Genomic DNA, 8,240 nt, shown 5'->3' with positions numbered 1-8,240 from the left:
GCCCGGCCCCGCGCACCGCCCGGTCCGCCGCCCGAAGGGCGCCGGCGAGGTCGGCCGACTCGGCGTCGCGCAGCGTCCGGGCCAGGTGGTCAAGCGCATGCCGAACCGCGAGCTGTGCGCCCCGGTGCGCGTCGGCCGCGCCGCCCACCCCGTCCGCGACCGCGGCGAGCACCCACCGTTCGTCCACTTCGGACACGGCGACGGCGTCCTGGCGCACCACGCCGTCGAAGCGATGCGCCGAGCCGCGAGTCGACACCGCCCGCACCTCCAGCCCGCCGACCCGGCCGGCCTCGAGCACGGTGTCCGGCACGGCGGCGACCGCGCCCAGCCGCCACGGCGCACCCGCCGCCAGCGAGGGCGGCTCCAGCTCCCGAGGGCGATAGACCCCCCGGTCCCCCCACGCACGAATGGACTCGAGAGTCATGGCACCGGATCCACCTGTAGCGCGGTGAACCCGGTGACCTGCTCCGGCAGCTGGAGCAACAGGCCACCCTCCTGCGCGATGCCGCCGGACCGGACCACCGACGTGGTCAGCGCCCGGACGAAGCCGTGCAGGGCGGCGGTGGGGCCGACTCCGCCCTGGCTCATGAACGCCTGAAACGTGCCGATCCGGCCGATCGTCGTCGCGTCCGCGTCGCCGATGCCGAACGAGATGATGTTGGGTCGGGGCGGCCAGTCCGGGGCTACCAGCCGCTCGTAGGCCGCCGGCCAGGTCGCCGGGTCGGTCGGGTGGCCGTCGGACAGGAAGAACACCGCGGGCCGGTACACCCGGTGGGCGTCGGCCCGCAGTAGTTCGACGTCGTTCTCGATGGTGTCGCGCAGCAGGGTGAAGGCCTCGCCGAAGCTGGTGCCCGCTTGTGTGGTGAGGCCGACGATCTCCAGAACGTCGCTGAGCCGGCACAACGGTTGCAGGACCTCCGCGGTGCCGGAGAAGCCGATCAGGCAGAACCGGGTCTTGTCCGCGACCACGGGGTCCGTGCCGACCGCCCGGTGCAGCTGTGCGAGCCCGTCGTTCAACGCGTCGAGGTGGTCGGTCATCGAGTACGACTGGTCGCACACCACGTAGAACGGCAAAATCTGTTCGGGCATCTCTCCTCCTCGAACCGAGGATGGCCCGCCCGCCCGCACCAGATCTGGACCAATTGTTGACTGCGCGGATGAAATCGCCGGACGCTGTAGGGCGATGCGATTCACTGAGGGGCCTGGAGTCTTCCGGCGAGCCCTGTGGGAGACGCGATGTTTCGGTTGTTCGGTCCGTTCGAGGTGTGGCACGACGGTGTGCGGGTGGATCCGGGTGACCTGCAGCAGCGGTACGTGCTGGTGATTCTGCTGTTGAACGCGAACCGCGCGGTGTCGCGGGAGTATCTGCAGGAGTACGTGTGGCTGGGGCAGGACCAGCCGAAGTCCGACCTGATCACCAGCTATGTCGCGCGGCTGCGGCGGGTGTTCAAGGACGCCGGGATGACCGACGGCGACAACGGGGTGGTGATCGGCAAGACGCCGACCGGCTACGTGCTGCGGCTCGACGAGAGCCTGATCGACACGGTCCGGTTCGGGCAGCTGTGCGACAAGGCGCGGCGGGCGGACAAGGCCGAGGCGGTGCGGCTGTTCACCGAGGCGTTGGACCTGTGGCGCGGGCGGTTCCTGTCGGACCTGGACATCGACCGGGTCGGCGGCACGGCGATGGCGCCGTTGGACGACGCGCGGGTCGACGCGCTGGTCGACCTCGCGGCGCTGGAGCTGGCGGCCGGGCGGCACCGGGTGATCCGCGACCGGCTGCGGCCGGTGTGGGAGGAGGAGCGGTCCCAGCAGCGGCTCGCGGCGATGTTGATGCGCGCGCTGATCGCGAACGGTGACCAGGTGCGGGCGGTCGAGGTGTTCCACCAGACGCGCGACGCGCTGGAGGAGTACGGCATGGAGACCGCCCGCGAGCTGCGGGACATGGCCTGGATCGCGCAGTACGGGGAGCGGCTGTCGTCGTTGCCGGCCAGGTTGGCGCCGTTCACCGGGCGGCGTGAGGAGCTGGCCGCGGTCGACGAGGCCGCGCGGTCGGCGCGCGAGGAGCCGGCGGTGTTGTGGATCTCGGGGATGCCCGGGGTGGGCAAGACCGCGCTGGCCGTGCACGCCGCACACCTGCTGGCCAACCAGTTCCCCGGCGCGCGGTTGTTCGTCGAGCTCAACGGGTTCACCCCGAACGTCGCCCCGACCGACCCGGCGGACGCGCTGGAACGGCTGCTCACCGACCTCGGCGTGCCCCCGGAGGCGATCCCGCCCTCGACCCGGGCCCGCTCGGAGCTGTACCGCTCCAAACTCACCGACACCCGAACCCTGGTCGTGCTGGACAACGCCGCCTCCGAGGCGCAGATCGAGCCGCTGCTGCCCGGCGTCGCCGGCTGCCTGGCGGTGGTGACCAGCCGCGAGCTGGGCGGGTTGGCTGGTAGTGAGCACGTCCACCTCGAGCCGCTGCCCCACGACGAGGCGGCCGAGCTGTTCGGCAAGCTCGTCAGCCCCGACCGGGTGCGCGGGCGGATCGACCAGGTCCGCGAGGTGATCAACCGGTGCGGGCGGGTGCCGTTGTTGATCCACCTGGTCGCGGCGCAGTTCCGCCGTCATCTGCGTTGGCCGCTGGATCATCTGGTGGAGCTGCTGCGCGCGGCGTCACCGATGTCGGCGCACAGCTCGTTCACCGACACGGCGACGGTCGCGTGCACGGTGTCCTACCAGCAGCTCACCGAGCCGCAGCGCGAACTGTTCCGGCTGTTCGGCCAGGTGCCCGGGCCGGACCTGTCCGCGCACGGCGCCGCCGCGCTGATCGCCTCGCCCGTCCCGGACGCCCGCGCGCTGCTCGAGGACCTGCACCGGGTCAGCCTGATCGAGGAGTCCGTGCCCGAGCGGTTCCACATGCTCGACCCACTGCGCGACTACGTCACCACCGCACTGCCCGTCCCGGCCCGCGACGTGGACGAGCGGCTGCTGGACTTCTACCTGTCCTCGGCCGGCGCGGCGATGGCGGCGCTGTTCCCGTTCGACCGCGACCACCAGCCGTCCCACAAGGTCGACTCACCGACCACGCTGCGGTTCCCCGACCAGGCGGCCGCGTTGAGCTGGCTGGACGACGAACGGCGCAACCTCGTCGCGGCCATCGACCACGCCGCCGCGCACGACCGACCCGACCACACCTGGAAGCTCGCGATCCTGCTGTGGCGCTACTTCTACACCGGCGGCCACCAACGCGACTGGAACGCGACCCTGCAGCGGGCGCGGTCGGTGCTGGCCGGCACGGGCGACACCCGCTGGCTGGCCGAGGTGCTCTGGCGGCTGTCCATCGCCCGGCGCCGCTCCGGCGCGTCGACCGAGGCGCGGACGCTGGCCGCCGAGGCACTGCCGCTGTGGGAAGCGCTCGACGACCCGCGCGGCGAGGCCGGCACCCTGGTCGCGCTCGCCTCCGCGGCACACAACCTCGGCGACCAGGACGAGGCGGCCCGGTGTTTCGCGGCCGCACTGGACCGCTACGAACGCATCGGCGACGAACGCGGCCAAGCCCACGCCCTGGACAACCTCGGCGTGGCCAGCGAAGTCCAGGGCCACCTCGACCTCGCCGAACGCCAACACGCCGACGCGGTGCGACTGCTCCGCAAGATCGAACACACCCAGGGCCTCGCGCACGCCCTGGACAACCTCGGCGGCGTGCACCAACGCCTCGGCCGAGTCGAGGAGGCACTGACCGAACACCTCGAGGCCCGCGAGCTCGCCATCTCCATCGGCGACCGCGCCGTCGAGGCCTACGCCCTCAACAACATCGGCAACGCACACCGCCTCGCCGACCGCCTCGACGACGCCACCCGCTACCAGCAGCAGGCCCGCCGCGTCGCCGACCTCGTCATCGACCCCAACCTGCGCACCCAGCTCTACCTCGACCGCGGCACCACCGCCTGGGCCCGCCGCGACGACCGCGCCGCGCTGCACGCCTTCCGCGCCGCACTCGACATGGCCGCCGGCACCGGCGAGAGCGCACAAGCAGCCCGCGCCAACCACCGCATCGGCGAGGTCCTGCACGAAACCGGCCAACACGAGCCGGCCACCCCCCACTGGCACGACGCCCTGACCGACTACACCCGCCTCGGCCTCCCCGAGGCGGACCAGGTACGCACCGAGCTGAGCGGGTTGGCGTGCACCTGCGCCGGCGCGCTCTAGATCTTCGGTGGCGGGATCTTCAGCATCTCGGCGAGCAGCGGCGGGGCGACCAGGGGGTTGCGTTGATCACGCCCTCGCCGTCGATCTTGCCGACCTCGGTGTCGAGGCACCTGCGGGCGGCGTGGAAGTCCTCTGTGACACCGTCATCCTTAGGACAGTCGCGGTGTGGATCGCGCCGGAAGTGCGCTCGTCAGCGGGTGTTCAGCGTGGTGACGAGGTCGGGGTAGAGCTCGCGGACGTCGGCGTGGGTGCGCCAGCGGGACAGGGTTCGGGCGAGCTCGCGCAGGTCGACGCGGATGGTGGCGGAGTCGACCTGGGCGGCGTCGTCGAGCACCTCGCGGGCCACGACGCAGGCCTGGTCGATGTCGCCGTTCAGCGCGTGGGCGAGCGCCCGGCGGGTGCCGAAGCGGGCGCGGACGCGGCGCGCCGCGGGCGGGATGCCGGCCACCTGCCGGTCGAGGAGCTCGGCGGCCTCGCGCATGCGGCCGAGCTCGAGCAGGGCGCTTCCCCACACCAGGGGGATCTCGTCGGACACGCTCGCCGAGCCCAGGACGGGGGCGTCGTCGGACTGCCAGACCGCGAGCAGCTCGGCGGCGCGGTCCAGGGCGTGCTCGCAGGCCGTCGCGTCGCCGGCGAGCGCGTGGCCCTGCGCCTCGCAGCGGGCGGCCAGACCCAGGATCCGCGGGCCGGCGGCCGGGTCCTGCTGGGCCTGGCGGGCGAGCTCGACGGTGCTGATCGCGTCGTGCCGGTACATCATGATCTCGGCGCGGCGGACGAGGGCGAAGCTGGCCAGGTGCGGATCGCGGCCGGCGTCGGCATAGGCGACCGCGCGGTCGGTCCAGCGCAGGGCGGCGGTGTCGTCGCCGGCCTCCTGGCTCATCCAGCCGGCGTACTCGGCCACCCGCGAGGCGAGCAGCAGCAGGTCGTTCCGCATGGGTCCGGTGTTGTCGGCGGCGAGCACGCGCAGCGTGTGCAGGTGGGCGATGACCGGGGCGAGCACGGCCCGCGGGCTCGCCATCCGGCCGAGTGAGCGGTGCTGTTCGAAGGCGTCGCGCAGCACGGCGAAGGTGTGCTCGTCGGCGGCGACGCGGCGGCCGCGGGTGAGGGCGAGGCCCAGGACGGCGCCGGCGCCGGTCAGCATGTGGCGGCGGGGCAGCTGGTTGACGCGTACCTCGCCGGACTCGTCGAGCTCCATGACCCACACCTCGTCGTCGCCCACGACCGGCGGTTCGGGAGCGGCCGGCGCGCTCCCGCGCCGGACCGCGACGATCAGCTCGCCACCAGCGTCCAGTTCCTTGTCGCACAGCCGCGCGAACATGGCGTTCGGTCGCTGCAGGCCGTTCTCGATCTTGCTGACCTGGCTCTTGCTGTAGTTGATCCGCCGGGCCAGCTCGCCCAACGACATACCGGCGTCGGTCCGGATTCGTCGTAACAAAGCACCGAATGTCTCGTCCACCGGGCCCTCCCCAGGTTTTCCCCCTGCGAGTAGAGCACCTCGACATTGCCGGAGGCAATGTCTCTCGCGCGCGGGCCCGCCGGATTTCCGGTGGACCCGCGACGCGAATTCTCCGGGCTAGTCGCCCCCGCGGCCGTCACCCCAGTCGTGACCGTCACCCCAGTCGTGGCCATCGCCCCAGTCGTGACCGTCACCCCAGTCGTGACCGTCGGTGCTGTTCGTCAGCGGCGGCGCGGACAGCGTGCCCTCGGCGGCCGCGGAGCCGGCCATGAGCAGCGGGGCGGACACCAGAATGGCGAGGGCGGCGAGCAGCCCGGCGAGCCGGGCCGAGAATTGGGCAGCACGGGTCAAGGACATGATTTCTCCTAGGTTGGGAATTCGGCGCTTCGAGCGCCTTACCAAGGAGAATTACCGTCGCTGCTCACAGGAACAATGAGGTGCGTGTTTCCGGCTTTACGAGGAAACAGGAAACGCTATTCGACGAGCCCGCTCGTCTTCGCCAGCAGCACGGCGAACGCGCTTCCGGCGTGTGGCAGCTGGCCGTCGACGACCATGCCCACCAGTTGGTCGAAGGGGACCCAGTGCACCCGGAGATCGACCTCCCCGGGTTCCCGCTCGGGTTCCCCGGCCGTCAACCCGGTGGCGAGGAAGGCGTGGTCCCGGTGGTTGGTCAACGAGTCGGCGCAGTTGATGGTGCCCAACCCGACCAGCTCGTCGGCGGAGATGCCGGTCTCCTCGCGCAGCTCCCGCCGCGCGGCCGCGGCCGGGCTCTCGTCCGCGTCGATCCGCCCGGCGGGCAGCCGCCACTGCGGCTCCGCGTGCACGTAGATCCACTGCCGCGTGACCGCGACGAGCCCACCCGTGTCGACGGCGAGCACGGTCACGGCCGCCGGGGCGACGACGTGGTCGTAGTCGGTCGTCGACCCGTCGGGCCGCCGAGCCAGGTCCCGACGCACGTCGAACCACCCAGAGGAGAACACCAACTCGGACGACAGGCACGCCCATCCGTCACCGGTCCACGGCTCGACCACGCGGCCAGTCAACCACAAGGTGATCACTCACTGTCGACACTCGTCGCAGCTCACGAAATCACTTGGCGATCAAGCGAAGCCTCTCGGCATCATGGAGTCATGAGTATCTGGGGGATAGTCATAGTCGTAGGTTTGGCAATCATCGTCGCGGTCGCGTGGTTCGCCCGGGGCGGGAAGGCAGACCGGGCCGCACGGCGGGAACTGCGACAGCTACGAAAGGCGGAGAAGCGCATCGTGGACGCGTCGGCGGTCCGGGAGCGCCGGAAGGCCATGATGATCGATCCCATGCCGGGCAGGGACACCACACCCGGCGGCATCTAACCCACATCGACAACGTCCACATCGGACCGATGAAACGAAAAAGTGGGGCCGATCCATCAGGATCGGCCCCACGGCTTGCCTCAACCAGGCACAGCGCGCCCGAAGGGATTCGAACCCCTAACCTTATGGTCGGATGATCATGTCTCGGCACTTCTCGTCGTTCGCCATTCCCCTTACGTGGCAACGAGAGCGCCGTTCCGGTGTGGTCGTCGTTTGACGTCATTTCGCGACGTTTTGCATGGGTAAGACATGGGCGCGCTCATGCCCGCTGAGCTTGGTTTGGCACGCCGTGGCGGCTGAACGATCGGTCCGGGCGTGGCTCGCCGGTAGACTAGCCGTCGTGAGCGCGGATCGTGATGAGCTGATGCGCCTGGTCCAGGACCTGCCGGAGGACCAGGTGGGCGAAGCGCTGGCCGAGATGCGGCGCCATCTGCGACCGGTGTCGGATGAGCGCCCCTGGCCGCCGGCCTTCTTCGGGGCTGCCGCCGGCGAGCCGGACACCAGTGAGCGCGTCGACGAGCTGCTTCGAGAGGGCTTCGGCCGGTAACCCGTGGTCATCTGCGACACGGGGCCGCTGGTGGCGGCTGCCCTGCACCGGGACAAGAACCATCATCGCTGCGTCGAGCTGTTCACGAGCCTGCGACTGAACCGCGAGCGGATCCTCGTCCCGTCGCCGATCGTCGCGGAGGTCGGCTACCTGATCGGCCGCTACGACCCGCGGGTGGAAGCGGGCTTCCTGCGCAGCCTGGCGGCCGGCGACTTCATACCGATAGAGCTGACCAGCAGCGACTACGAACGCATGGCCGAGCTCGTCGAGCAGTACGCCGACCTGCCGCTAGGCACGAGCGATGCCGCCGTGGTGGCCGTGGCGGAGCGTCTGAACGTCGCAGAGGTGGCGACGCTCGACCGGCGGCACTTCACGGTCGTCCGGCCGCGCCACGTCCGGGTGCTGACACTGCTCCCCTGACGGTCCAGTCCCCCGCCGGCTCCCTCGTACAGGCCGTCTCGCAGCACCGGGGCGTCGGTGTCAAGAGTGGGCGCTTGCGACCATCGCGTCAGCGACGCGGAGCGCTCTTGATGCCGGCGACCTGGTGTTCGACGATCGAGGCCGAGGGAGCGCCAGTCTGCGGCTTGCTGTGGCCGGCCCTGGGCACCTGTACGCGCCGCTGGTGGTGGCGCTGCCGTCGCCAGCTCGTGGCCGGCGCCGCGCAGGCCGGCCGGCGTGAGCGGAGCGGCAG

9 protein-coding genes are annotated in these 8,240 nt (G+C 71.2%); 4 read left to right on the top strand and 5 right to left on the bottom strand.

Going from position 1 to position 8,240, the window contains the following annotated elements:
- Both ACRDSK_RS29015 and ACRDSK_RS29010 read right to left on the bottom strand, forming a co-directional pair.
- Window positions 1–424, bottom strand: a 424-nt coding sequence (locus ACRDSK_RS29015) for a protein phosphatase 2C domain-containing protein (protein ID WP_431444539.1), incomplete at its 3' end; no start/stop codon positions are given.
- Complete coding sequence (locus ACRDSK_RS29010) at window positions 421–1,089, bottom strand: vWA domain-containing protein (protein ID WP_431444538.1); 669 nt, start codon at window positions 1,087–1,089, stop codon at window positions 421–423. The genes ACRDSK_RS29010 and ACRDSK_RS29015, both read right to left, overlap by 4 nt.
- Window positions 1,090–1,236: 147 nt before the next feature.
- On the opposite strand from ACRDSK_RS29010, the gene ACRDSK_RS29005 reads away from it, so the two are divergent.
- Window positions 1,237–4,194: a tetratricopeptide repeat protein gene (locus ACRDSK_RS29005; RefSeq protein WP_431444537.1), complete on the top strand. Its 2,958-nt coding sequence runs from the start codon at window positions 1,237–1,239 to the stop codon at window positions 4,192–4,194.
- A 190-nt stretch (window positions 4,195–4,384) separates the two neighbouring features.
- Here ACRDSK_RS29005 and ACRDSK_RS29000 read toward each other — a convergent pair whose 3' ends face one another.
- From ACRDSK_RS29000 to ACRDSK_RS28990, 3 genes are all read right to left on the bottom strand, one after another.
- Window positions 4,385–5,650, bottom strand: a complete 1,266-nt coding sequence (locus ACRDSK_RS29000) for a helix-turn-helix domain-containing protein (protein WP_431444536.1) — start codon at window positions 5,648–5,650, stop codon at window positions 4,385–4,387.
- Between the two features lie 117 nt (window positions 5,651–5,767).
- Window positions 5,768–6,007, bottom strand: a complete 240-nt coding sequence (locus ACRDSK_RS28995; RefSeq protein ID WP_431444535.1) for a hypothetical protein — start codon at window positions 6,005–6,007, stop codon at window positions 5,768–5,770.
- A 116-nt stretch (window positions 6,008–6,123) separates the two neighbouring features.
- Entirely contained in the window at window positions 6,124–6,606 is a 483-nt protein-coding gene (locus tag ACRDSK_RS28990) for an NUDIX domain-containing protein (RefSeq protein ID WP_431444534.1), read from the bottom strand.
- A gap of 207 nt (window positions 6,607–6,813) precedes the next feature.
- Here ACRDSK_RS28990 and ACRDSK_RS28985 point away from each other — a divergent pair, with 207 nt between their 5' ends.
- From ACRDSK_RS28985 to ACRDSK_RS28975, 3 genes are all read left to right on the top strand, one after another.
- Window positions 6,814–7,002, top strand: coding sequence for a hypothetical protein (locus ACRDSK_RS28985; RefSeq protein WP_431444533.1), 189 nt, complete (start codon window positions 6,814–6,816; stop codon window positions 7,000–7,002).
- A 340-nt stretch (window positions 7,003–7,342) separates the two neighbouring features.
- Window positions 7,343–7,549: a hypothetical protein gene (locus tag ACRDSK_RS28980; RefSeq protein WP_431444532.1), complete on the top strand. Its 207-nt coding sequence runs from the start codon at window positions 7,343–7,345 to the stop codon at window positions 7,547–7,549.
- Between the two features lie 30 nt (window positions 7,550–7,579).
- The gene (locus tag ACRDSK_RS28975) at window positions 7,580–7,969 is read left to right on the top strand and encodes a type II toxin-antitoxin system VapC family toxin (RefSeq protein ID WP_431444531.1); all 390 of its coding nucleotides are present in this window, start codon (window positions 7,580–7,582) and stop codon (window positions 7,967–7,969) included.
- Window positions 7,970–8,240: the final 271 nt, after the last annotated feature.

The organism is Actinophytocola sp., assembly GCF_050699915.1.
In the GTDB taxonomy this organism is placed as follows: Bacteria; Actinomycetota; Actinomycetes; order Mycobacteriales; family Pseudonocardiaceae; genus Actinophytocola.
This window is presented reverse-complemented; position numbering and strand designations above follow the sequence as displayed.

Excerpts from the sequence above, each read along its gene's own strand:
- ACRDSK_RS29010 (WP_431444538.1), bottom strand. The coding sequence starts at position 1,089 with ATGCCCGAACAGATTTTGCCGTTCTACGTGGTGTGCGACCAGTCGTAC.
- ACRDSK_RS29005 (WP_431444537.1), top strand. The coding sequence starts at position 1,237 with ATGTTTCGGTTGTTCGGTCCGTTCGAGGTGTGGCACGACGGTGTGCGG.
- ACRDSK_RS28995 (WP_431444535.1), bottom strand. The coding sequence starts at position 6,007 with ATGTCCTTGACCCGTGCTGCCCAATTCTCGGCCCGGCTCGCCGGGCTG.